The sequence below is a fragment of the Sandarakinorhabdus cyanobacteriorum genome, assembly GCF_002251755.1.
Lineage (GTDB): Bacteria > Pseudomonadota > Alphaproteobacteria > Sphingomonadales > Sphingomonadaceae > Sandarakinorhabdus > Sandarakinorhabdus cyanobacteriorum.
This window is the reverse complement of sequence record NZ_NOXT01000109.1, coordinates 27,768-52,746: the sequence shown is the minus strand read 5'-3', so window position 1 is coordinate 52,746 and position 24,979 is coordinate 27,768. Positions and strand designations below refer to the sequence as shown.

Sequence of the window (24,979 nt, the reverse complement as noted above, 5' to 3'; positions counted from 1 at the left end):
GTCGCCATCACAGGGTCACGCGCAGGCCGGCATAGGCAGCGCGGCCGGGCTGGCCGAAGTTCAACGCCGTCTCGTAAACGGCGTTGAACAGATTTTCGATCCGCGCCGTCAGTTCCAGACGGCGGCCGATCGGCAGCGACGCACGCAGATCGACCAGCGTATAACCGGGCAGCACCACGGTGTTGGCGGCATTTTCAAAGCTGCGGCCGATGTTGGTCACCGTGGCGCCGGTCGTCAGCCCGAAGCCCCAGCGATAATCCACCAACAGGCTGGTGCTCATCTCCGGCCGGCGGGCGAGGCGGCGGTTCTGGTTGGCATTGCCGGCCGTGGTGTTGCGGGCATCCACCGTGCCGTGGGTGACCTGCAGGGTCAGCGCATCGGTTGGCCGCATGGTCAGCGCCAGTTCCAGCCCCTGCGCGCGGGCGCGGGCGACATTGTCATAGGTGCCGAACGGCCGGTTCACGCAGATGCCGGTTTGCGTGGGGCAGCCGATGAAGATGATCAGATCGCTGGACACGCGCCGGAACCAGGTGGCGCTGATCTCCAGCCGGCCATCGGCCAGGCTTTGCGTCACCCCGGCATCCCAACCGGTCGAGCGTTCCGGCTTCAGCTGCTGGTTGCCGAAATTGCTGAACAGCTGGAACAGCGATGGTGCCTTGAAGCCTTCGCTGTGGCTGGCGCGCAGGGTGGTGCCGGTGGCGCTGAGCACATAGACGCCGCTGGCGCCAAAGGTGGTCGCCCCGCCAAAGCGGTTGTGATCATCATGGCGGAGCCCGGCGGTGAGGGTGAGGCCATCCACCGGGCTGGCGACGCCCTGGGCATAAACGCTCTGGATGCGGGCGCGGGCGGTGGTGGGCGCCCCGCCAAAGCTGGCCGTGGTGTAGCGGGAGATTTCCTGTTCGGCCCCGAACGTCGCCTGCCAGCCGCTGGCGACATCGACAACGCCTTGATATTCCAGCCGCTCGTTGCGGCCCTGGCCGTCGAAGGTGACGAAGGGCGCGCCATCCAGCGCCGTGTTGCGGCGATCGGTATCGGTATAGGCAAAGCCGAGCCGGTTCTTCCAGCGGCCCTCGAGCAGGGCGGCGTTGAGCCCGGTGTAGGCGACAATCTCGCGGGTGATATTCTCCTCGTTCACGTCGCCAAAGCTGAAACTGGGCGGGGCAAAGCCATCGGCATTGAAGCGGCCCCGCGAATACCAGCCGCGCGCATCGATGGAGACATCATCGCCCAGGGCCAGGTTGAAATTCGCGTTGGCGCCGAAATTCTCATAGCCGTCGCGCTCCCGGCCGCCGCGACGTTCCGAGAAATTGGAAATGCCGTCGCTGCGCAGCCAGCCGCCGCCAACACTGGCCGAAAGCGGGCCAAACTTGCCCGAGACATTGGCCACCAGATTGGCGCTGTTGCGCCAGCCAGCCTCGCCGCGCACATTGACACGCAGATCCTCGGTCGGCGGGCGGGTGACCATGTTGACCACGCCGCCAATGGCCTGGCTGCCCCACAGCACCGATTGCGCGCCCCGCAACACCTCGATCCGTTCGATATTGCCGACCAGCAGATTGCCGAAGTTGAAGCCGCCGCCAACGGTGGACGGGTCGTTCAGCTTGACGCCGTCGATCAGCGCCACGGTCTGATCGCTTTCGGCGCCGCGGATGAACACACTGGTCACCCCGCCCAGGCTGCCGTTGCGGGCAATGGTGACGCCGGGCAGCGTGCGCAGCACATCTGACACAGTCTGGCTCTGCCGGCGGTCCAGCTCGGGCCGATCAACCACGCTGATCGACTGGCCAACATGGTTCAAGGGCTGCGGCGTGCGGTTGGCGGTGACGACAATGATTGCGGCGGGGGTTTCGGCGGTTGTTGCAACGGCAGGAGCAGCTGCGGCCCCGGCCAGGATGATGGATGCGATGATCATATGACCTCCTGTGGTTGAGACAGGAGGAGACGCCCGCCAAAGCAGGTCATGGTGAGACAAGGCCGTTGTGGCACGCGTCACCTCCCTTCGTGTCGTCACGCGGAGGCGATGCTCCGATCACGCGGATGGTCCCGTCCGCACGAAGGATCGACCGTGAAAGGCAGGTCTCCTGGCTCCCGGGTCACCATGGTCGCCCCGCCTTCCCAGCGCCTTGCGGCACCAGTGGCAAATTCGGGCGACCACTCACCGGCCACAGTTGCGGGCACAGCCCCGGCCTCATGGCGTCACGCCATGTTCCGGGTTCCCTGTTAGGCCCCTCGCGGGGCACCCTTCACGGGATTCGCCATGACGGCATTTGTCGGGATTGGCAAGGGCCGAAGGTTCAGCGCGGCACCAGCGCCCGGGCCATGGCAGCGGTGACGGCATCGGCATCAAGGCCATATTCGCCAAACAGATCAACCAGATCGCCGGTCTGGCCAAAACGCTCGACACCAAGCGGCACCACCCGCTGCCCGCGCACACCGCCCAGCCACGACAGGCTGGCCGGGGCGGCATCGCACAAGGTGACCAGGCGCGCGCCGGGCGCCAGCGGGGCCAGCAGCCCTTCGACATGGGCCGTGCCATCACCAATCAGCGCCGCCCGCCAGCCCCGGTGCAGCAGATCAGGGCTGGTGACGGAGAGCAGGCCGAGGCCCGGCACCTCGTCGCGCAGGGCCTCCCACGCTGCCAGCGCCTCCGGCATCAGCGCGCCCATGGCGACGATGGCCGCCTCGGCCCCCGGCGCCGGCGGGCGCAGCCAGTAACCGCCGGCAATCGCGCCGGCCTGCCAGCCGGAATCGGCGCGGACCGGCTGCGCGATGCTGCGGGTGGAGAGGCGGAAATAGACGCTTTCCCCCGCTGGGTCCTGCACATGGCCAAAGGCATGATGCAGCAGAAGCGCCAGTTCATCGGCATAGGCCGGTTCATAATGCACCAGCCCCGGCTGGCCCATGGCGATCAGCGGCGGGTTGATCGATTGGTGGGCGCCGCCCTCCGGCCCCAACGTCAGGCCCGACGGGGTGGCGACCAGGATGAAGCGGGCATCCTGGTAACAGGCATAGTTCAGCGCATCGAGGCCGCGGGCAATGAACGGATCATAGACGGTGCCAATCGGGATCAGCCGGCTGCCGAACAGCGGGGCGGCCAGGCCAGCGGCGGCGAGCACGAGGAACAGATTATGTTCGGCAATGCCGAGTTCGACATGTTGGCCGGCGCTGCCGCCCTGCCATTTCTGCGGGCTGGGGATCTTGGCCTGCCGGAACACGTCGGGCATCTGCTGCCGCCGGAACAGGCCGCGGGCATTGACCCAGGGCCCCAGCCCGGTGGAGACGGTGACATCGGGCGAGGTGGTGACGATGCGCTCGCTCAACGGCCCGCCTGCCTTGGCCAGATCGAACAGGATGCGGCCGAAGGCGGATTGGGTGGACTGTTCCTCGCCCTGGGGCGCCGGGATCGCCGGCACCGGCACGGCATCAAACGGCCGGTTGTGCGGCAGGCGGGCGGCGGGGCTGGCGGCGACAAAGGCCTTGAGCGCGGCGGCCTGGTTGTCGCCCAGCCCGGCCCAGGGTTCCCACTCGGCTCCCGGGGCGATCCCCAGGCTGTCGCGGAGCCCCTCGATCTGGGTGGGCGTCATCAGGCCGGCATGGTTGTCCTTGTGGCCGGCAAAGGGCAGGCCCCTGCCCTTCACCGTGTAGGCGATGATCAGGCAGGGCCGGTCATCGCGGGCCGCCTCGGCATAGGCTTCCAGCAGGCTGGCGATGCAATGGCCGCCAAGATCGTTCATCAGCAGCGCCAGCGCGGCATCATCATGGGCGGCGAGCACGGGGGCGATGGCCGGTCCCAGATCCGCAGCCAGCCGTTGCCGCCACGCCGCCCCGCCCTGGTAGGTGAGCGCGGCATAATCGGCGTTGGGGCAGGCATCGATCCACGCCTCCAGCGCGGCGCCGCCTGGCGCGGCAAAGGCCGCCTGCAACCGCTTGCCGTGCTTCAGCGTGATCACCCGCCAGCCGCAGGTTTCGAACATGTCGTCAAAACGGCGGAACATGCGATCGGCGGTGGTGTGGTCCAGGCTCTGGCGATTGTAGTCGACAATCCACCACACGTTCCTGATGTCGTGCTTGTAGCCTTCGATCAGCGCCTCATAGATATTGCCTTCATCCAGCTCGGCATCGCCCATCAGCGCGATCATGCGGCCCATCTGGTCGGGCGCCAGCCGGCCATGGGCGACAAGATAATCCTGGAACAGGCTGGCAAAGGCCGTCACCGCCACGCCAAGGCCAACCGAGCCGGTGGAGAAATCGACCGGAATCACGTCCTTGGTGCGGCTGGGATAGGATTGCGCCCCGCCAAAGGCGCGGAAGGCCTTCAGTTTCTCGAGGCTCTGGTTGCCGAGCAGATAATGGATGGCGTGCAGCAGCGGGCCGGCGTGCGGTTTCACCGCCACCCGGTCGTTGGGGCCCAATGCCGCGAAATAGAGGCTGGCCATGATGCTGGTCATGCTGGCGCAGCTGGCCTGGTGGCCGCCCACCTTCAGCCCGTCGCGGCTGTCACGCAGATGGTTGGCGTTGTGGATGGTCCAGCTCGACAGCCAGCGCAGGCGGGTGTCGAGCGATTCCAGATGGGCGATGGTTTCGGGTGTGGGAGGCAGCATGCGCTCGCCCTTGCCGCGAAACGCGCGGGCGTGCAACGTGGGGTCCAGGAGAACCGCCAATGCTGCTCTGGTCTGCCCCCGATCCCGCCCCCAACCCGCGCCGGGTGCGCCTGTTCCTGAAGGCCAAGGGGCTGGAGATCGAGGAGCGCATGGTTTCGCTCATGGAGCGGGAGCACAAGTCAGACGCGGTGCTGGCCCGCAATCCGCGCGGCCAGGTGCCCTTCCTGGAGCTGGACGATGGCCGGGTGATATCCGAGACGATCAGCATTTGCCGCTATCTCGACGAGCTTCATCCCGAACCGCCCCTGATCGGCAGCACAGCCTTTGAACGGGCCGAAACCGACATGTGGATCCGCCGGGTGGAAACCGGCCTTGGCACGCCGGTTGGCCTGTTCTGGCAGCATGGCCATCCGCTCACCGCCCGGCTGGTCAACCAGGTGCCGGGCATGGGCGATGCCGCCCGGGCGCAGGCGCTGGCCATGCTGGGCTGGTTCGATGGCCAGTTGGCGGCGCGCGACTGGCTGGCGGGTGACCGGTTCACCCTGGCCGACATCGCGCTGACCAGCATCATCGATTTTGCCGGCTGGATCGGCATCGAAATGCCCGAAAATGCCGCGTCCTTGCGGGCCTGGCATGCCCGATTGCGCCGACATCTCGGGCTTTAGAGCTCGATTGCCCACAGGCACGCGTCATGCTGAACTTGTTTCAGCATCCACACGCGTGCGCCGCCACGCATTCACCCTGCGGGGCGTGACCCCATGGATGCTGAACCAAGTTCAGCATGACCTGATTCTCAGAAGAACAATTTCCGGAACGACAAGGTCACCGTGCGGCCCAGCGGGTCGAGCTGGTCGCGCAGATAGCCCAGCGGCTCGGCACCGCTGCGGTTGCGGACGTTGATGCGGTCGTTGAAGAGATTGTCCACATTCAGGCTGACCCGGCCGCCGCGCAGCCAGGGCAGCTTCGTCAACACCTCCTGCCGCTGGCCCAGATCGACGAACAGCCGGAGGTTGGCCGTGGTGCGGGGCGAGAAGAACAGATCGTTGGGCGATTGGGTCGCGCCCGATGGATCAACCAGCACATTGGTGCCCGATTGCCAGTTGACGCTCACGCGCCCGCCAATGCCGCGCCGTCCGGCACCGGCCCGCAGCTCCACCTGATGGCGCGGGGCGCCGCCCTGGTTGCCGATGGCGGAGCCGTTCAGCAGATCCAGCACCGGCACGCCGGGGCGGATGCCGATCTCGTTCTGGAAGGTCCAGGTGTGGAACAGCGCCACCTGCAGCCGCCCATCCAGGAAGCCGCGCGGCGGGCCACCGCCACCACCACGGAAGCCGCCAGGCGGGCCGCCAAAGCCGCCACCGGGCGGCGACGTACCGGGTGGGGGGCCGCCAGCCGCGGCCGGGGAGGCGCCGGCCGGAGCAGCAGCGGGCGGCGGCGCCACGCCGCTCGGCGCGCCGGGCGGCGGGCCAGCCGCAGCACCGGGGGCACCGGGTGGGCGCTGGCCGGGCGTGAAGCCATAGGGATTGCGCGCCAGGTTGCGGATTTCCTGCGGCAGGCCCTTGCCGGCCCGGAAGCTTTCCACCGCCTTGGCACGCAGTTCGGCGATGCGCTTTTCGGCGGCCGCGCGTTCGCTGGCCGATGGTTTCAGGGCCGTGGTGAAGGTGAAACCCCAGCGCAATTCGCTGCGCTGCGAATAATCGAAGTTCACCGGCCGGTTGTCGATCTGCAGCAGGCGGCCGCCGGCATCGCGGGTGAAGCGATTGGGGAAGGCCGCTTCCAGTTCGGCGGTGGCGGTCGGGAAGGCCGCGATCGGATAATCGATGCGGGTGTTGGTGTAATTGATGTTGAACACCAGATCGGTCTTTTCGAGCGGCTTGATGTTCAGGCCCAGTTTCCACACCCGCCTCGTATCGTTCAACAGGGCGCGGTTGCCGCCATCCAGCCGGGTGATGTCCACCGTTTCGCCGCGCACGAAATCGAACACCCGCACATTGGGGGTGAGGATGTTGGGATCGCCCAACTGGCCCACGGTGGGCGGCCCCTGTTCGCGGGTGAAGCTGGCGATGATCGCCCAGCCATCCTTGGGTTCCCAGTTCAGGCCGGCGCCCCAGGTGATCAGCGTGCCGAAATCCGACAGCGTGTCGAGCGCGATATTGCCGTTCAGAGTCAGCTTGTTGAGGCCGGCCAGCACATCATCCTTGGCCGATGCGATGGGCAGATCGACATTGGCCTGGAAATTCCCTTGCGTGCGCGACAAATCGGCGGTGGCAACCACGCCCGATCGCACGCTGGTGGCGTTTAGGCCGAGATATTGCACCTGCGCCTTCAGCGCCGCCCCCACTTCGCCCGCCGGCAGCCGCAGCGGGCTGCCGTTCAGCAGCAGGTCAAGGGTGGCCGTATCGGTGACGCTGCTCGCCCGGTCGGTCAGGCGCGCGCCGGTGAACAGGCCGGCGCCATAGGGCGACAGCGCGCCGAGGCTGATGGCCCCTTGCGCGAACGAGACGTCGATCCCGCGTTCGATGCTGGTTTCGGTTTCTGCATGGTTGTAATTGCCGGTCAAATTCCAGCGCCATTTGCCGATCATGCCATCCAGCACCGTGCCCAGCCGGCCCGACCAATTGTCGACAAAGCGGCCCAGCGGCGTGGGATCCTGACGGTTGACCAGCACGGCCCCGGCAAAAGGCGAAAACGGCGATCCTGCCGTCAGGGTGAAGCTGGCCGACGGCAGGCCCAACTGGCCCTCGCTCAACGTGCGTTCCAGCCCGCCAGTCAACGTGGCGCCCACGGTTTTCGACAGATTGCCGGCAATGGTGCCATTGAGGCTGGCGGTGCGCGTATCGGGCAACAGGCTGCGGAACGGGCGAATGTCGGTCTCGTTCACCGGCGCCGCGCCAAATTGCGCCAGGGTGGGATTGGGGACGCCGGCCGGCACGCCCAGCACGGTGCGGCCGGGCAAGGCCCCATCAACCTGGGCGCCGGGCAACAGCGCCGAGACATTGCCGGCCAGCGCAAACGGCCGGCTCTGCGCCGGCGTGGTGATCCGGCGCTCGTCTTCGGTCACCATCGTGTCGATCCGATATTGGGCCTCGATGCTGGTGCGGCTGCCGTTGCGCAAGCGCAGCAGATTGGCCTCGATCTCGGTGGAGAAGCGGCCGCCATCGGTGGGGCCGCCAAGGTCAAACTCGCCGGTCCACGCCTGGAAGCGCGGGCGCAGCACGAAGTTGATCACCCGCTGATCGGCGCGGAAACCATATTTCAGGCTGACCTCTTCGGGCAGCACCTCAACCCGGGCAATGGCTTCGGGCGGGATGTTGCGGATCTCCTGGAAGCCCGATGTGCGCTTACCGTTCAGCAGCACCGCCGGCATGCCGCCGCCGCGCCCGCGGTTGGAGCGCAATTGCGGGGCCAGTTCGGCCATCAGTTCGGTGATGGAACCGGCGCCGATCGCCCGCAATTCCTGCGCGCCCAGCACCAGTTCCGGCTTGATGTCCCCCACGACCTGGCCCGGCAGCTTGGTGGTGGAGACCGTGATGGTCTCTTCCTCCTCCGGCCCGACCTGGGCGACCCGCTGGGGCGGCGCGGCAGGCGCGGTCTGGGCCGAAACAACAGCGGCAGGAGCGGCGGCCAGCAAAAGGGCCAGTCGGGCACGGACGATCACTTGTATTTCCCTGTTGGGAGCCGGGGGCTGGCTCCAATCGGCCGCCCCCCTAACCTGTTCAGGGCAAAGGGAACAACCGGTGCGGCAATCACTACGGCCGCACCCGGCATTTCCCCCGCGTCAGGCCAGCATCAGGCTGTGATCGAGCGTCTTTTTCACCACCACATCCGCAACAGCGCGGGCGCGGACAATATGCTGCTGCCAGTTAGGCAGGTTCACGCCTTCCCACACGCTCACCGCAAAGGCGCGCGCCTCGGCCTCGGTCATGCTGCGGAAGCGGGCGTAAAAGCTGGTGGGATCGTCCGCCGCAGCCGCCCACAGGCCGATGAAGCGCTCGACAAACCAGTGGCGCACGTCGGGTTCATCGGCATCGATATAGAGCAGCAGGTCCAGCGGCGGCCGCCTGCCATCATCGGCCGGCGCCAGGCCCAGCCCTTCGACCAGCACCACATCGGCCGCCGCAATCTGGCGGGCGCCAGCCGGATCAATATCATAGAGCGCGTGCGAATAGGCCGGCACCGTTACCGGCGGGCCATCGGCCGCCAGCCGCTTCAGCCCGGTGATGGCGGCAGCCATGCCCTGATGGTCATAGCTTTCGGGAAAGCCCTTGCGCATCAACAGCCCGGCCGGCTCCAGCACCGCGTTGGGCAACAGAAAGCCATCGGTGGACACGATCTCCACCCGGCCCGGCAGATGTTCGGCAATCTGGCGGGCCAGCGTCGTCTTGCCCACCGCCACCGAACCGGTGATCCCCGCCACCAGCGTTTCGCCGGCCCGGCACGCCGCAGCCAGCCGGGTGGCGAGAGCGGCGGGCGTTATCGGCGTCACACCAGCCGGCTCTGGTTGATCGCCGCGGCGATGAAGCCGGCGAACAGCGGGTGGGGATCAAACGGCTTGGATTTCAGTTCGGGGTGGAACTGCACGCCGATGAACCAGGGATGGTCGGGCCGTTCCACCACTTCGGGCAGCAGGCCATCGGGGGACATGCCGGAAAAGATCAGGCCCTCGGCCTCCAGCCGCTCGCGATAGGCGGCATTGACTTCATAGCGGTGGCGGTGGCGCTCCTCGATCTGGGTGCTGCCATAAACGCTGGCCGCCACGCTGTTGTGCGCCAGTTCGGCCGGGAAGGCACCCAGCCGCATGGTGCCGCCCAGATCGCCGCCGGCCTCGCGGGTCTGCAGGCCTTCATCGCTCATCCATTCGGTGATCAGGCCCACGATCGGCTCGGACGTTTCGCCAAACTCGGTGGTGGATGCGGCCTTGATGCCGGCCTGGTTGCGGGCCGCCTCGATGCAGGCCATCTGCATGCCAAGGCAGATGCCAAAGAAGGGCACGCGCCGCTCGCGGGCAAAGCGCACGGATGCGATCTTGCCTTCGCTGCCGCGCTCGCCAAAGCCGCCGGGCACGAGGATGCCATGCATCGGCTCCAGCCGGGCGGCCACATCGGCGCCCTCGAATTCCTCGGCGTCCAGCCACTTGATGTTGACCTTGACCCGGTTGGCCAGCCCGCCATGCACCAACGCCTCGGTCAGTGATTTGTAGGCATCCTTCATCCCGGTATATTTGCCGACCACGCCGATGGTCACTTCGCCTTCCGGGTTGTGGATGCGGGCGGAAATATCGGTCCAGCGGGTCAGCACCGGGGCCGGCGCATCGGTGATGCCAAAGGCGCGCAGCACCTCATCATCCAGCCCTTCGGCATGATATTGCAACGGCACCTCATAGATGGAGGCGGCGTCCAGCGCCGCGATCACCGCTTCCTTGCGCACATTGCAGAACAGCGCGATCTTGGCGCGGTCGCCATCCGGCAGCGGATGTTCGGACCGGCAGACCAGCACATCGGGCTGGATGCCGATGCCGCGCAGTTCGGCGACGCTGTGCTGGGTCGGCTTGGTCTTTAGTTCGCCCGCCGCCGCGATGAACGGCACCAGCGTGACATGGATATAGCAGACATTGGCGCGCCCCACGTCGGCGGCCATCTGGCGGATCGCCTCCATGAACGGCAGGCCTTCGATATCGCCCACCGTGCCGCCGATTTCACAGATCACGAAATCCAGGCCGTCGACCTCGGCACGGGCAAAGGCCTTGATGGCATCGGTGACATGCGGGATCACCTGCACGGTGCCGCCCAGGAACTCGCCGCGCCGTTCGCGGGCGATGATGTCCTGATAGATGCGGCCCGAGGTGATATTGTCGGTTTTCCGCGCCGCCACGCCGGTGAAGCGCTCATAATGGCCCAGATCAAGGTCGGTCTCGGCGCCGTCGTCGGTCACATAGACTTCGCCGTGCTGATAGGGGCTCATCGTGCCCGGATCGACATTCAAATAGGGATCGAACTTGCGAATGCGGACCTTGTAGCCACGCGCCTGGAGCAGGGCCGCAAGTGATGCGCCCATGAGACCCTTGCCAAGCGAGGAGACCACGCCGCCGGTGATGAAAATAAACCGCGTCATGGGAGAAAAGCCCTAAGCCGATTTGGGCAGCCGGCGCCAGCCCCGAAACGCCGGGCGCGGCAAATAGGTTGTGGACAGCTACCAGCGCCAGCCCAGTTGCAGGGCGGCGCCATCATCATCGGGGCTGGCAGCGATGTGGCCGGGATTGTCACGGTGAAACAGGCTGAACTGCAACCGCCCGCCGGCCACCAGCGGCAGGGCATAGCCGGCCTCCAGCGCGGTTTCGCGCGCCTGCGGCCCGGCCCAGACCGGCGCCGGGAAGCCGGCCAGTTGCAACGGCCCGGCCAAGGCCAGCGGGCGGGTGACGGTGAAGACAAGCGAATCACCGGCCCGCCACAGGCCGGCAGCCTGCGCCGAAACGCTGGCCGCCGCGCCCGACAGGCCGTCGCTGCCGCGGATCAGGCCGCTTCCCAGCCGCAGCCGGCTTTGGGCACGCCGCCAATCGCCAGCCAGTTTAATCCGCCCCAGCGCCAGCCGGGCGCTGACGCCCAGGCTGCTGGTGGTGGCACCGGCCAGGCCAAAGCCGGCGGCAAGCCGCGATCCGGCCAGGCTGCCGCGCTCATCATCGAACCGGGCCTCCCCCGCCAGGGTCAGCCCGCCGAACTGGCGCGACAGGCGCAGCACGGCGGTGGTCGACAGGCCGCGCGCCAGCGCCGCGCCGGCGCTGCGCTCCACCGGCAGCAGGGCCTGGCCAAAGGCCAGCGCCAGGCGGAAATCGCCGAGCGGCGTTGACAGCGGCTGGGCCAGCGCCGCCGCGCCCAGCGGCCGGCTGCCCAGCGGCTGGGCCGGATCGGCTGTGATGGCTTGCGGCGGTGCCAAGCACGGATCGGCCAGCGCCAGCAGGCTTGCCACTCCCTCGCCATGTCCAGCCGCCAGCCGCTGCCCGCCCGGCAGTGCCAGCAGCATATGGCCGGAGATGGCGCCGGTGGGCGCACCGGGGGCGAGTGCCGCCATGGTCGCACGATCGCCGGCCCATTGGTTGCGGTTGTCGCCATTCAGGGCAAAGGCTGCAGCGCTGCTGCCCGTCTCCACCACGGCCTGTGCCACCGGTTGCGCCAGCAACCGCGCCGCCAGCCGGCCGGTGGGGGCCTGGCCAATGCTGCCCGACAAATTGGCGGTGTAGGGCCGCTGATAGGCATCCACCACGGGCACGGCGGCCAGGGCGCCGCGCAGGTCACCGCCGTCGCCAAGCGGGCCGCCGATGCTGCCGCCAAAACTCACAAGGCTGCCGCCGCTGCTGATCCCGCCCACGGGCGAGAAGGCCCGCGCGATGTTGAGCATGCCGCGGCCATAAATCTCGTCGGTGCCGGGCGCACCCAGATCATCGGCGGTGCTCAGCAGGATATCAACAATCTGCGCCCCGGTCAGTCCCGGGAAGCCATTGGCCAGCAGGGCGACGGCGCCAGCCACGACCGGCGTGGCGATCGAGGTGCCGCCATAGAGAAAGGCGGTGCCATCCTGGTTGAAGCTGCGCACCGAAACCCCCGGCGCCACCAGATAATTGCCCGCCAGCAGTCCGGCCCGGTTGGAAAAATCGGCGATGGCGCCGGCGCTGTCCACCGCGCCCACAACCAGCGTGGTGGAGGACGCCACCGCCACCAGCTGATTTGCAAAGCCCGATGGCGATGCCAGTGCATCATTGCCGGCTGCCAGCACGGTGACCACGCCAGCGGCAGCGGCCCGCGCGGCGGCGGCCCGCACGGCACTTGTCGTGCCCTCTCCGCCCAACGACAGATTGACCACCCGCGCGCCAACGTCGGCGGCCAGATCCAGCCCGGTGGCGATGGCGCTGGCGGCATAGGTGCAGCCGGTATCGGTGCAACTGCCCGGTACATCGGCCCGCAGCGCCAGCAGTGTCGCCAGCGGCGCGACGCCGTGAATGCCGCTGCCATTGCGCGCCGCGAGCGCCACGCCGGCCACCGACGTGCCATGGCCACGTTCATCGGCCATGGCCCGGTTTGACGCGACATCGCGGCTGGCGGGCGAGATGCGGCCGGAAAATTCGCTGAGCGCCGGGTTCACGCCCGAATCGATGACCGCGATGGTCACACCCTGGCCCGAGACGCCGCGATCATAGGCCACCAGCGCCTGCACCTGCACGGCGGCCGATCGGCGATATTCGCCCGTGTCAAAGGCGCTGGGGGTCGGGGTTGGTGTCGGGGTTGGTGTCGGGGTTGGGGTTGGGGTTGGCGTTGGGGTCGGCGAAGGCGTCGGCACCGGCACGGTTGCGACGCCGCCGCCCGCACCGCCGCAGGCCACGAGGCCCAGCGCCAGTGCCAGTGCCGCCCCTGCCCGCCATTGCATATTGCGCCTGCTCATGATGGGCAGAGTGCGGCAGCCGGCGACCGTGCGCAAGCGCGCCTCAGTCCGTTTCGATGCGGCTGTTTGCCCGTGTGTCGGGCAGGGCGAGCGCCGCCACCAGCGCCACGCCGGCCATCACCGTCACATACCAGAAGAAACCGCTTTCCTGCCCCGCATCCTTGAAGGCCAGCGCCACATATTCAGCCGATCCGCCAAAGATGGCGACGCCCAGCGCATAGGGCAGGCCAACGCCCAGCGCGCGCACATGCGCCGGGAACATCTCCGCCTTCACCACGCCGGAAATGGCGGTGTAGCACGACAAGATGGCGAGACAGCCAATCAGCAGCAGCAGCCCGCTGCCATCCGGCCGGGCCTGGCCCAGCGCCGTGAGTGCTGGCACTGTCGCCAGCGTTGCCCCCACCCCAAAGCCCAGCAGCAATGTGCGCCGGCCCAACAGATCCGACGCTGCGCCAAAAACCGGCTGCATCAGCATGTAGACCAGCAGCGCGATGGCCGAGGCGCTGGTCGCCTCCTGCTTGGTCCAGCCGGCCGACAGCACCAGATATTTCTGCATATAGGTGGTGAAGGTATAAAACCACAGGCTGCCGCCGGCGGTGAGTGCCAGCACGATCAGCAATTCACGCGGATGGGCCAGCAGCCGGCTGAGCAGGCTGCCTGGGGGTTTGTTCGCCTGCGCCTGGGCAAAGGCTTCGGTTTCAACGAGCCCGGTGCGCAGCCAGAACACCAGCACCGCGCACAGCGCGCCCACCACGAACGGGATGCGCCAGCCCCAGGCCTTCAGGGCGGCATCGTCCATCTGCGCCTGCAGCAGCACCAGCAGCGCCAGCGCCAGCAACTGCCCGCCCACCAGTGTCACATATTGGAAGCTGGCAAGGAAACCGCGCCATTTGGCCCGCGCCACCTCGCTCATGAAGGTGGCCGAGGCGCCATATTCGCCGCCGACCGACAGCCCCTGCACCAGCCGGGCAAACAGCAGGATGGCCGGGGCCAGCAGCCCGACCTGATCATAGGTGGGCGCCACCGCGATCAGCAGCGAGCCCGAACACATCATTGCAACCGACAGGGTCAGCGCCGATTTGCGCCCCCTCCTGTCGGCCCAGGCCCCCAGGAGCCAGCTGCCGATCGGGCGCATCAGAAAGCCGACCGCGAAAATGGCGGCGCTGTTCAGCGCGGCCGCCAGATCATCGCCGGGCGGGAAGAAGCGCGGACCGAAATAAAGCGCGAAGGCCGAATAGGCATACCAATCATACCATTCGACCAGATTGCCGGCGGCTCCGCCAAAAATCTGGCGGATCTGCCCGGCCATGCCTGGCCCGGCTTTGGCGCTGGTGCCCCCCCGGCTCAACCGCGCCGCTTATTGCGCGACAGGCACGCCCGGCAGGGCGGGGGTGGTGGCCGGCGCGGCGGGGGCCGGCGTCGGGGCACTGGCCGGCGCGGCCTTGGCCGCGATGGTCGGATCGATCACCCGCTGCTTGTTGGCACCGGCCGACAGCACGGCGAGCAGGATCGACATGGCGATGAACAGGCTGGCAAGGATCGTCGTTGAACGGGTCAGCAGGTTGGCGGCACCGCGCGCCGTCATCAGCCCGCCGCCACCGCCGCCGCCAATGCCCAGCGCCCCGCCTTCCGACCGCTGCAACAGGATCACGCCCACCAGCGCAAGGGTGATGAGGCCATGGACGACAAGCAGGAAGGTGATCACGAGGCGAACGGCTTTCAATGCGAAACTGGGGAAACTGGCTCGCGCCTTACATGGCTTCGCGCCCCGGCGCAATCAAGGTGACTGGCAAGGTGACTGGCCTCAGGGCGCCGCCGACGCAATCGCCAGCAGGCTGGCCGCCGTCAGGCTGGCCCCGCCCACCAGCACGCCGCCCACATCGGCCACGCGCAGCAGATCGGCGGCATTGGCCGGCGTGACCGAGCCGCCATAGAGGATGCGCACGCCATGCCCGGCCGCGCCATAGCGGGCGACCAGCTGGCTGCGGATATGGGCATGGGCGGCGGCGACATCATCCAGCGTCGGCACCAGCCCGGTGCCGATGGCCCACACCGGTTCATAGGCGATGATCAGTGCTTCGGCATCATCGGGCAACGATCCGGCCAGCTGGGCAGACAGCACGGCGTTGGTCTCGCCGGCATCGCGCTCGTCCCGCGTTTCGCCGATGCACAGGATCACCTCCAGCCCGGCCGCCTTGCCGGCCATCGCCTTGGCGCGCACATCAGCATCACGTTCGCCATTGTCGCGCCGGCGCTCGCTGTGGCCGACGATCACGAAGCCAGCGCCCAGATCGGCCAGCATCGGCGCCGAGACACAGCCGGTGTGGGCGCCGCTGTCCTTGTGGTGGCAATCCTGACCGCCGATCTTCACGCTGCCGGCCGACACGATCACCGCCCGGTCAATCAGGGTGAAGGGCGGCGCGATCCAGAGACCCACACGCCTTGAACTTGCGCCGCTGCCGGCCATTTCGGCGATTTCGGCGACCGCCTCGCCCAGGCCATTCATTTTCCAGTTGCCAACGATCAGGGCAGGCATCGCTCTCTCCGCATCGGGTGCCACGGCGGCGCTTGTGGCAAGCAGAGTGCGCCGTTACAAGCGGCGCGTTTCATCTGTCACGGAATTTCGATGATCAGTTTCTTTCGCCGCTATCTCACCAGCTGGCCCGTGCTTGTGCTGTTCGGCCTGATCCTGGTGGCCTTTGCCATCACCGGCGTGAATGATCCGCTGGGCGGGAGCGCGCCCGGCAGCGCCGTGGCCAAGGTCGGCAGCCGCACCATCACCGAACCGGATGTGCTGGAGGCGCTGGACCGCCAGGTGCGTGACCTGCGCCAGCGCGATCCCAGCGTGACCCAGGCGATGGCCGCTCGCGAGGGCCTGGTGGAACTGATTGCAGACCAGTTGATTGGCCGCGCCGCCATGGAGGAAATGGCCAGCGATGCCGGGCTGGGCGCATCGGAAACCGCCGCGGACGAGGTGATCGTGGGCATCCCGGCGTTCCAGAGTGGCGGCAAGTTCGATCAGGCCACCTATGAGCGGCTGCTGGCCCAGCAGGGCCTGACCGACCGCAAGTTCCGCCAATCGCTGCGCGGCGACCTGCTGCGCGAGCAGGTGGTGAAACCGATCACCGGCGCGCTGGCGGTGCCCGATGGCGTGGCCGAGCTTTATGCCCGCCTGCTGGTGGACCGGCATGAAGGCGGCATCGCCCTGGTGCCGGCAGCGCCGGTCGGGCAGGCCACCGCCGCCGAAGCCGAAGCCTGGTTCAAGGCCAATGCCGCCCGCTTCACCATCCCGGAACGGCGCGGCTTCCGCTATGCCTTCATCGACAACGCCGCCATCACCGACGGCATCACGGTGAGCGAAAAGGCGGTTGCCGATGCCTTTGCCAAGGACCCGGCCAAATATGGCGCGTCGCCGACCCGCGTGCTGGAACAGGTGGTGGTGCCCGATGAGGCGAAGGCGAAGGCCCTGGCCGCTGCGGCGGCAAGGCAGGGCTTTGCGGCAGCCGCGCAGAGCGTCGCCGGCTTTGGCGCTGCCGATATCGCGGTGGGCACCTTGACGGAAGCCGCCTTTGCCAAGGCCACCAGCGCCGATGTTGCCAAGGCGGCCTTTGCCCTGCCCGCCGGCGGGGTGAGCGCGCCGATCAAATCGGCCCTGGGCTGGCACGTCGTGCGCGTCGCCGCCCTGGGCAGCGGCGGCAAGACCCTTGACCAGGCCCGCGCCGCCGTGGCGGCCGATCTGAAACAGCGGCTGGGCCAGGATGCCGTGGCCGATGTGGTGAACGGCATCGAGGATGGCGTGGAAGCCGGCAAAAGCTTTGCCGACATTGCCAAGGAACTGAAATTGACCGTGATCACCCAGTCCCCGGTGACCGAAAAGGGCATCGCGGCCGGCCAGCCGCCGCTGAGCGGTGATCTGGCGACCATCGCTGCCCGTGCCTTCAAGCATGAAAGCGCCGATGGCCCGGTGGTGGAGGATCTGGGCGGTGGCCGGCTGGTGGTGATGGAAACCGCAACGGTGCTGCCGGCCGCGCCGCCCCCCTTGAAAGAGGTGATGCCGCTGGCCATGGCTGGCGCCACGCAGGACAAGGCGATGAAGGCGGCCAAGGCCAAGGCCGATGCCGTGGTGGCCGCCATCGCCAAGGGCACGGTGTTCCCCAAGGCGCTGGCCGATGCCGGCCTGCCCAGCCCGCGCCCGCTGGTTGCCCGCCGGCTCGATCTGGCCAACGCGCGCGACGTGCCCGAAGCCGCCCGCGCCTTCATGAATGGCGCCCCCGGCAGCACCCAGGTGGTTGCCGTGCCCGGCGGCTGGGCGATCGTGCATGTGGATCGCATCGTGCCGGGCGATCCGCGCGCCGTGCCGGGCATGATCGAGCAGACCCGCCGCGAACTCGGCGCCGCCCTGCCCGAGGAAATGGCCGAAGGGCTGGCCAAGGCCAGCATCGCCGCGGTGAAGACCGATCGCAACAATGCCGCCATCCGGGCCCTGCGCCAGCGGCTGACCGGCGACGGCGCGCAATAATCATGGCGGGAAGTGCCGCCATCGCACCGGATCGCGCCACCGCTGTTGCCGCACTGGCCGCCGGCCGGCCGCAACTGTTGTGGACGCGCATCGTTGCGGACACCGAAACCCCGGTTTCGGCCATGCTGAAATTGGGCAGCGAGGGATCGGGCGCCTTCCTGCTGGAATCAGTGGAAGGCGGCCAGGTGCGCGGCCGCCACTCGCTGCTGGGCCTTGATCCCGATCTGGTGTGGCGGGCCCACGGCAACACATCGGAAATCAACCGCCACTGGCAGCAGGATCGCAGCGCCTTCACCGCCATGCCTGGCGACACGCTGGCCAATCTGCGCACCCTGGTGGCCGAAGCCCGCGCCGATGTGCCGCCCGAACTGCCCGCCGCGCTGGCCTGTCTGGTGGGCTACATGGGCTATGAAAGCGTGCGACTGGTGGAACCCAGCGTGCCGGATGCCGGCGCCTCCGCGCTGGGCCTGCCCGACATGGTGTTTGTGCGCCCCACCCTGCTGCTGGTGTTTGACCGGCTGAAGGATGATCTGTTCATTGTCGCGCCGATCTTTGATGCCGCCGATCCCGATGCCGCCTATACAGCCGCTGCCGATCGCATTATCGAAGCCGAGCGCCGGCTTGGCCAGGCCCTGCCGGCGGCGCCGCGCGCGCCCGAAGATCTGCCGACGGCAGTGCCCCACCACCACACGCCCCGCGCCCGCTTCGCCGCCATGGTGGACCGGGCGCGCGACTATATTCTGGCTGGCGACATCTTCCAGGTCGTGCTCTCGCAGCGCTTTTCGGTGGACTTCCCGCTGCCGGCCTTCGCGCTCTATCGCGCGCTCAGGCGCATCAACCCGTCACCCTTCCTCTATTTCCTCGATCTGCCCGGTTTTGCGCTGGTCGGGTCATCGCCTGAAATCCTGGTGCGGGCGCGCGATGGCAATGTCACCATCCGGCCGATCGCCGGCACCCGCCCGCGCGGGAAGGATGCCGCCGAAGACGCCGCCAACCGGGAAAGCCTGCTCGCCGATCCCAAGGAATTGTCGGAACATCTGATGCTGCTCGATCTGGGCCGGCACGACACCGCCCGCGTTTCGGTGCCCGGCACGGTGACGGTGACCGACAAGTTCTTCGTCGAATTCTACAGCCATGTCATGCACATCGTATCGAACGTGCAGGGCCGCATGGCCGATGGCATCGATGCGGTGGCGGCCTTCCTGGCCGGCTTTCCGGCCGGCACGGTGTCGGGTGCGCCCAAGGTGCGTGCCATGCAGATCATCGCCGAACTGGAGGGCGAAGCGCGTGGGCCCTATGCCGGCGGCGTCGGCTATTTCAGCCCCAATGGCGATATGGACAGCTGCATCGTGCTGCGCACCGCGGTGGTGAAGGATGGCGTGATGCATGTGCAGGCCGGCGCCGGGATCGTCGCCGACAGCGTCGCCGATTATGAACAGCGCGAATGCGAAGCCAAGGCTGGCGCCCTGATCGCCGCCGCCCGCGAGGCCATCGCCACCGCCGCAGAGGCCGGGTTCGGACAATGAAGAATTCTGGGACCATCCTCGTCATCGACAATTATGACAGCTTCACCTTCAACCTCGTCCATTATCTGGCCGAGCTGGGGGCCGAGACGATCGTGGTGCGCAACGATGCGCTGATGACGCAAGACGCCATGGGCATGAACCCCAAGGCCATCCTGCTTTCCCCCGGGCCGTGCACGCCCAATGAGGCCGGCATCTGCCTGTCGCTGATTGCCGCTGCCGCCGAAACCCGCACGCCCTTGTTTGGCGTCTGCCTGGGGCATCAGGCGCTGGGCCAGGCCTTTGGCGGCATTGTCGAACGCGCCCCGCAGGTGATGCACGGCAAGGTCAGCGCGATCACCCACACGGGCACCGGCGTGTTTGCGCAGATCCCATCCCCGTTCGAAGCGACGCGCTATCACAGCCTGGTGGTGCGGGAGGACGGGCTGCCCGCCGATCTGGTGGTCAACGCCCACAGCCCGGATGGCCTGATCATGGGCCTGCACCACCGCGAGCTGCCGCTGCACGGCGTACAGTTCCACCCCGAATCCATCGCCACCCAGCATGGCCACCGGCTGCTGGCCAATTTCATGACGCTGGCCGGCCTGAAGCCCGATTTGTCGGTTGCAGCATGAGCCTGTTGCCCGATCCGTCCGCCCCGCTTGACGCGCAAGCGGCGGCCGAGGCCTTTGCCGCGATCTTTGACGGCAAGGTCAGCGACGAGGCGCTGGCCGGCTTCCTCACCACGCTGGCAGATCGCGGCGAAACCGTGACCGAAGTGGTCGCGGCTGCCCGCGCCCTGCGCGCCCGTGCCATCCAGCCGTTCCGCGCTGCCGATGCGCTGGATGTCTGCGGCACCGGCGGCGATGGCATGCACAGCCTCAACATCTCCACGGCGGTCTCCCTTGTCGTCGCCGCCTGCGGGGTGAAGCTGGCCAAGCATGGCAACCGCGCCGCCTCCTCCACATCCGGCGCGGCAGACGTGCTGATGGTGCTGGGCGTGCCGGAATTGCCGATGGACCGGCTGGGGCCCTGCCTGGACCAGGTGGGCATCACCTTCCTGCACGCCGCCCGCCATCATCCGGCGATGGCGCGGGTGGCCCCGGTGCGCCGGGCGCTGGGCCGTCGCACCATCTTCAACCTGCTGGGGCCCTTGTGCAATCCGGCCGGGGTGGACCAGCAATTGATGGGTGTGTTCGCCCCCCAGCCGGTGCCGCTGATGGCAGAGGCGCTGGCCGCCTTGGGCAGCCGCGCCGCGCTGGCGGTGCACGGCCAGGGCTTTGACGAGGTGGCGATTTCGGGCGAAACCACCGCCGTGGCGCTGGCCGGCGGCAGCTTGACGACACAGACCATCACGCCGGAAGCCGCCGGCCTGCCCCGCCACCCGAATGCAGCGCTGAAGGGCGGAACGCCCGACTATAACGCCCAGCGCCTGCGCGATCTGCTCGCCGGCCAAACGGATGCCTATCGCGACATGGTGCTGCTCAACGCCGCCGCCGCCCTCACAGTGGTGCGCCCGGCCCTGACATTGCCGCAGGCCGTGGCCCAGGCCGCCGCCGCCATTGACAGCGGCGCCGCGGCTGACATCCTCGCCCGCTGGATCGCCTTTCGATGACCGACACGCTCAGCACCATCGTCGCCCACAAGCGCGACATCTACGCCGCCCGCACGGCCGCCACCCCGCTCGCCGATGTGGAGGCCGCCGCCCGCGCCGCCGATGCCCCACGCGGCTTCATCCGCGCCATCCACACCGCCCATGCCGCCGGCCGCTTCGCCCTGATTGCCGAGTGCAAGAAGGCCAGCCCGTCCAAGGGCCTGATCCGCGCCGATTTCGATCCGGCCGCACTTGCCCGCGCCTATGCCGAAGGCGGCGCCACCTGCCTGTCCGTGTTGACCGAAGAACGCTGGTTCCTGGGGCATGACAATTATCTGGTGGCGGCGCGCGCCGCCTGCGCCCTGCCGGTGATCCGCAAGGATTTCATCGTCGATCCCTATCAGGTGGTCGAAGCCCGGGCATTGGGCGCCGATGCCATTTTGCTGATCATGGCTGCCCTGTCCGATGCGCAGGCCGCCGAGCTGGAAGCGGTTGCCCACGCGTGGGGCATGGACGTGCTGATCGAGGTGCATGACGCCGCCGAGCGCGACCGGGCGCTGAAGCTGAAAACCCCGCTGCTCGGCATCAACAACCGCAATTTGAAGACGCTGGAGGTCTCCCTCCAGACCAGTTTCGATCTGGCTGACACGCCGGATCGCACGCTGGTGGCCGAATCCGGCCTGTCGTCCCACGCTGATCTCGCGGCGCTGGCCAAGGTGGGCATCCAGACCTTCCTGGTCGGCGAAAGCCTGATGCGCCATGCCGATGTGACGGCGGCGACCCGCCAGCTGCTCGGCCTTGCGGCGTGAGCGGCCTGACCCATCTTGATGCCGGCGGCGCCGCCCGCATGGTCGATATCAGCGCCAAACCCGCCACTCGCCGCGAGGCTGTGGCCGAAGGCGTCATCCATGTCGGTGCCGAGGCGCTGGAGGCGATCCGCAGCGCCACGGTGAAGAAGGGCGATGTGCTGGCCACCGCCCGCATCGCCGGGATCATGGCCGCCAAGCGCACCGCCGATCTCATCCCGCTCTGTCACCCGTTGCCCGTCGATGCCGTGGCGGTGGATCTCGCCATCGAGTATGGGCTGATCCGCGCCACCGCCACCGTGGCCACCACGCATGGCACCGGGGTGGAGATGGAAGCGCTGACCGCCGTCTCCGCCGCGCTGCTCACCGTTTATGACATGGCCAAGGCGCTGGATCGCACGATGCGCATCGATGGCATCCGCCTGTTGAAGAAATCCGGCGGCCGGTCAGGGGATTTCACCGCGAAATGACCGGCCTGCTGCCGTTCGAAACCGCGCTGGCGCGGTTGCTCGAGGGCGCTGCCCCGTTGCCGGCCGAAACCCGGCCGCTCGATGATTGCGCCGGCCGCATGCTGGCCGCCGATGTGGCCGCCCGCCTCACCCGGCCGCCGTTCGCTGCAGCCGCCATGGATGGCTATGCCATCCGCTGGGACGATCGGCACCGGCCTTGGGCTGTGGTGGGGGAAAGCGCCGCCGGCCATGGCTGGGCCGGCACGCTGGGCGAGGCCCAGGCCGTGCGCATCTTCACTGGCGCTCCCGTGCCGGCCGGTGCCGATGTGATCGTGGTGCAGGAAGAGGTGGCGCGGGACAGGGACAGCGCCCGAATGACGGGCGACGGCCCGCCGCGTCGTGGGGCCCATATCCGCCCGGCCGGGCAGGATTTCGCCGCTGGAGACCAGCTGATCCCGGCCGGCACCCGCCTCGCCCCGCCGCATCTGGGCCTGGCGGCCGCTGCGGGCCACGGCGAACTGCCGGTGGTGCGCCGGCCCCGCGTCACGCTGATTGCCACCGGCGATGAACTGGTGCCGCCCGGCGCCACGCCCGGCCCGGGCCAGATCATCTCGTCGAACCCCGCCATGCTCACCGCCCTGCTGCACAGCGCCGGAGCCGTCGTTTCAGATCCCGGCTTGATCCCGGATGATCGCGCTGCACTCGCGGCAGCGCTCGCGGCGGCCGATGCGGACCTGATCCTCACCATCGGCGGCGCGTCCGTGGGGGATCATGATCTGGTCGTGCCGGTGCTGAACGATCTGGGGGCCGATCTTGATTTCTGGAAGATCGCCCTGCGACCCGGCAAGCCGCTGCTGGCCGGGAGATTGGGCAGCACCCGCGTGCTCGGTCTGCCCGGCAATCCGGTCTCGGCCTTTGTCACCGCCCTGCTGTTCGCGGTGCCGCTGGTCAGCCTGCTGGCCGGCCGCGCCCATGATCTGCCGATGGAGCAGCTGGCCCTGACCCAACCCCTGCCGGCCAACGGCCCGCGCCGCGATCATCTGCGCGCACGGCGCACCGATATGGGCGCCGAACCCTTCGCCCGGCAGGACAGCGCGCTCCTCGCCCTGCTCGCCCAGGCCGAACTGCTGATCATCCGCCCGGCCCATGCGCCGCCGGCTGCGGCTGGCGATATGGTCGATTGCATCGCGCTTGACAGGTTCCATATTGTTTCCTAGATGTTCTTCCCATGTTCCGTTGACCGGCAGTGGGAGAGGGCTGACATGCTCACCAAGAAACAGCAGGAACTGCTTGTTTTCATCGATGAACGCCTGAAATCCGATGGCGTGTCCCCATCGTTCGAGGAAATGAAGGAGGCGTTGAGCCTCAAATCCAAATCCGGCGTCCACCGCCTGATCAACGCGCTGGAGGAACGCGCCTTCATCCGCCGCCTGCCCAACCGCGCCCGCGCGCTGGAGGTGCTGCGCCTGCCCGATGCGCTGAAGGCGGAAAAGCCGGCGCTGAGCCTCGTCTCCAGCCGCCCCCATCCATCCCAATCCACCCCTGCTCCGCCGGCTGTCGCCATGCTGGCCGCGAACGACACCATCACCGTGCCACTGCACGGCCGCATTGCCGCCGGCCTGCCGGTGGAGGCGCTGGAAAGCGACCAGTCGCTCTCCGTGCCGTCGGCCCTGCTCGGCCCCGGCGATCATTATGCGCTGGAAGTGTCGGGCGATTCGATGATCGAAGCTGGCATCCACGACGGCGATTATGCCCTCATTCGCAAGTGCGACACTGCACGGGATGGCGATATCGTCGTGGCGCTGATCAACGGCGAGGATGCGACGTTGAAATATCTGCGCCACGAAAGGGGCCTGATCCGCCTCGATCCGGCCAACAGCGCGCACCAGCCCCAGCGCTATAGCCCCGATCAGGTGCGCATCCAGGGCAAGCTCGCCGGCCTGCTCCGCCGCTATCACTGATCTGTCAGGTCAAACAGCCAAGCGATACACGCGCGCGGCTGTTCCGCTGAACAGCGCGGTCTTTTCCGCCTCACTGGCGTCAGCCGCGATCAGTTTGAAGGCGTTCCACAGTGTGGCGTAATCGCAGGTTCCGCGATCCACTGGGAAGTTGCTTTCAAACATGCAGCGATCAGGATCGAACGCCTCGATGCACGGCTCGATCCACGGCCGCCAGCTGTGCGCCAGTTGCTCGGCGCTCGCCATCGGATCGGCCATGAACTCGGCAAAGCCGCCAAAGGCCATGGCCAGCCCGCCCAGCTTCATCACCACATTGGGGCAGGCCGCCAGCGCCCTGATGTTGGCCAGCCAGGCGGCGTGGCCTGCATCGCGACGGCCGGCATAGGCCCCGATGCCCAGCGGGGTCGCGACATGATCGCAGATGATCGCCAGATCTGGCACCGCCTGTGCCGCCGCGATGAGATCGGGCAATTGCGGCGCCAGCAGCCAGACATCATAGCTGAGGCCGGCGGCCGATAGCTGCGCCAGCCCGGCCCGGAACGCCGGCTCGGCCAGCATCCCGGCGCGCGGTGACTGCAGAAAGCCCAGAACCGACCCATCCCCATCCCAGGCCACCGAATGACGGATACCGCGCAGCCGCTCGGGCGCGGCGGCCTTGTGGGCTGCCAGCACATCGGCCACGGCGTCCCCCAGCGTCAGATCGGCGTGGGCAACGATGCCGGCACAGGCTCGCGCCTTGCCATACAGGCCTGACGCGCTCATCGCCGCCACGCCGTTGACGAATTCGGTTTCGCCCACCGGCCGCAACGCCGCCGGTGCCCCGGCCCGGTAATAGGCCCCGCATTCGACAAACACGCTGGCCACCACATTGTGGCCGGCGCCAAGATCCGTCAGCAGTTCGGGCAGAAGATAGAGCGGCGACAAGCCGACCGCCTGCAGGAACGGGTGGGAGGCCGGCATTGCAGCAAGCGTCTGCCTGATGTCCCAAAGGTGGTGGTGCGGGTCGATGATCGGTCGATCCGGGTCAATGATGTGCTGCATGGCTGCATCCCTCTGGCACGTCTGACCATCATGGTGGAACGAGCCCACGCCACAGACAAGCCCAGGGCCGAATTTAACA

Annotated in this window: 19 protein-coding genes and 1 riboswitch; of the genes, 9 read left to right on the top strand and 10 right to left on the bottom strand. The window is 68.0% G+C overall.

Going from position 1 to position 24,979, the window contains the following annotated elements; translation table 11 throughout:
- Positions 1-7 precede the first annotated feature (7 nt).
- A complete protein-coding gene (locus tag CHU93_RS09055; protein ID WP_094473761.1) occupies positions 8-1,912 on the bottom strand; it encodes a TonB-dependent receptor plug domain-containing protein in 1,905 nt (634 codons plus the stop codon).
- A 142-nt stretch (positions 1,913-2,054) separates the two neighbouring features.
- A riboswitch (cobalamin riboswitch) is annotated at positions 2,055-2,259 on the bottom strand.
- A gap of 35 nt (positions 2,260-2,294) precedes the next feature.
- Entirely contained in the window at positions 2,295-4,601 is a 2,307-nt protein-coding gene (locus CHU93_RS09050) for a transketolase (protein WP_094473772.1), read from the bottom strand.
- 59 nt (positions 4,602-4,660) lie between these two features.
- Here CHU93_RS09050 and CHU93_RS09045 point away from each other — a divergent pair, with 59 nt between their 5' ends.
- Complete coding sequence (locus CHU93_RS09045) at positions 4,661-5,266, top strand: glutathione S-transferase family protein (RefSeq protein ID WP_094473760.1); 606 nt, start codon at positions 4,661-4,663, stop codon at positions 5,264-5,266.
- Positions 5,267-5,394: 128 nt separating this feature from the next.
- Here the strand turns inward: CHU93_RS09045 and CHU93_RS09040 are convergent, their stop codons facing one another.
- The 7 genes from CHU93_RS09040 to tpiA form a co-directional block, all read right to left on the bottom strand.
- A complete protein-coding gene (locus tag CHU93_RS09040; protein WP_094473759.1) occupies positions 5,395-8,259 on the bottom strand; it encodes a porin family protein in 2,865 nt (954 codons plus the stop codon).
- Positions 8,260-8,379: 120 nt separating this feature from the next.
- Complete coding sequence (locus tag CHU93_RS09035) at positions 8,380-9,087, bottom strand: type I pantothenate kinase (RefSeq protein WP_094473758.1); 708 nt, start codon at positions 9,085-9,087, stop codon at positions 8,380-8,382.
- Positions 9,084-10,712: a CTP synthase gene (locus CHU93_RS09030; protein WP_086117007.1), complete on the bottom strand. Its 1,629-nt coding sequence runs from the start codon at positions 10,710-10,712 to the stop codon at positions 9,084-9,086. The genes CHU93_RS09035 and CHU93_RS09030 overlap by 4 nt, the downstream gene beginning before the upstream one ends.
- 78 nt (positions 10,713-10,790) lie before the next feature.
- The gene (locus CHU93_RS09025; RefSeq protein WP_094473757.1) at positions 10,791-13,031 is read right to left on the bottom strand and encodes a S8 family peptidase; all 2,241 of its coding nucleotides are present in this window, start codon (positions 13,029-13,031) and stop codon (positions 10,791-10,793) included.
- A gap of 43 nt (positions 13,032-13,074) precedes the next feature.
- On the bottom strand, positions 13,075-14,340 hold the full coding sequence (locus CHU93_RS09020) for an MFS transporter (protein ID WP_094473756.1): 1,266 nt from the start codon (positions 14,338-14,340) through the stop codon (positions 13,075-13,077).
- Positions 14,341-14,388: 48 nt separating this feature from the next.
- Positions 14,389-14,736, bottom strand: a complete 348-nt coding sequence (secG, locus tag CHU93_RS09015; RefSeq protein ID WP_086117004.1) for a preprotein translocase subunit SecG — start codon at positions 14,734-14,736, stop codon at positions 14,389-14,391.
- Positions 14,737-14,835: 99 nt separating this feature from the next.
- Complete coding sequence (gene tpiA / locus CHU93_RS09010; protein WP_094473755.1) at positions 14,836-15,567, bottom strand: triose-phosphate isomerase; 732 nt, start codon at positions 15,565-15,567, stop codon at positions 14,836-14,838.
- 90 nt (positions 15,568-15,657) lie between these two features.
- On the opposite strand from tpiA, the gene CHU93_RS09005 reads away from it, so the two are divergent.
- The 8 genes from CHU93_RS09005 to lexA are packed head-to-tail and all read left to right on the top strand — an operon-like array spanning position 15,658 to position 23,862.
- A complete protein-coding gene (locus tag CHU93_RS09005) occupies positions 15,658-17,550 on the top strand; it encodes a peptidylprolyl isomerase (protein WP_094473754.1) in 1,893 nt (630 codons plus the stop codon).
- A 2-nt stretch (positions 17,551-17,552) separates the two neighbouring features.
- Positions 17,553-19,076: an anthranilate synthase component I family protein gene (locus CHU93_RS09000; RefSeq protein ID WP_094473753.1), complete on the top strand. Its 1,524-nt coding sequence runs from the start codon at positions 17,553-17,555 to the stop codon at positions 19,074-19,076.
- Positions 19,073-19,687: an anthranilate synthase component II gene (locus CHU93_RS08995; RefSeq protein WP_094473752.1), complete on the top strand. Its 615-nt coding sequence runs from the start codon at positions 19,073-19,075 to the stop codon at positions 19,685-19,687. The genes CHU93_RS09000 and CHU93_RS08995 overlap by 4 nt, the downstream gene beginning before the upstream one ends.
- Positions 19,684-20,667, top strand: a complete 984-nt coding sequence (gene trpD, locus CHU93_RS08990) for an anthranilate phosphoribosyltransferase (protein WP_094473751.1) — start codon at positions 19,684-19,686, stop codon at positions 20,665-20,667. Before CHU93_RS08995 ends, trpD begins: the two co-directional genes overlap by 4 nt.
- On the top strand, positions 20,664-21,455 hold the full coding sequence (trpC, locus tag CHU93_RS08985; RefSeq protein ID WP_094473750.1) for an indole-3-glycerol phosphate synthase TrpC: 792 nt from the start codon (positions 20,664-20,666) through the stop codon (positions 21,453-21,455). Before trpD ends, trpC begins: the two co-directional genes overlap by 4 nt.
- Positions 21,452-21,922 carry a cyclic pyranopterin monophosphate synthase MoaC gene (gene moaC, locus CHU93_RS08980; protein ID WP_094473749.1) on the top strand — a complete coding sequence of 157 codons (471 nt, stop codon included), beginning with the start codon at positions 21,452-21,454 and terminating at the stop codon, positions 21,920-21,922. Before trpC ends, moaC begins: the two co-directional genes overlap by 4 nt.
- A complete protein-coding gene (locus tag CHU93_RS08975; protein WP_094473748.1) occupies positions 21,919-23,118 on the top strand; it encodes a molybdopterin molybdotransferase MoeA in 1,200 nt (399 codons plus the stop codon). The genes moaC and CHU93_RS08975 overlap by 4 nt, the downstream gene beginning before the upstream one ends.
- Positions 23,119-23,862 (top strand): transcriptional repressor LexA, encoded by a 744-nt coding sequence (gene lexA / locus CHU93_RS08970; RefSeq protein ID WP_423825899.1) that lies wholly within the window; start codon positions 23,119-23,121, stop codon positions 23,860-23,862.
- Between the two features lie 9 nt (positions 23,863-23,871).
- Here the strand turns inward: lexA and CHU93_RS08965 are convergent, their stop codons facing one another.
- A complete protein-coding gene (locus CHU93_RS08965; RefSeq protein WP_094473746.1) occupies positions 23,872-24,900 on the bottom strand; it encodes an amidohydrolase family protein in 1,029 nt (342 codons plus the stop codon).
- Between the last annotated feature and the right edge of the window lie 79 nt (positions 24,901-24,979).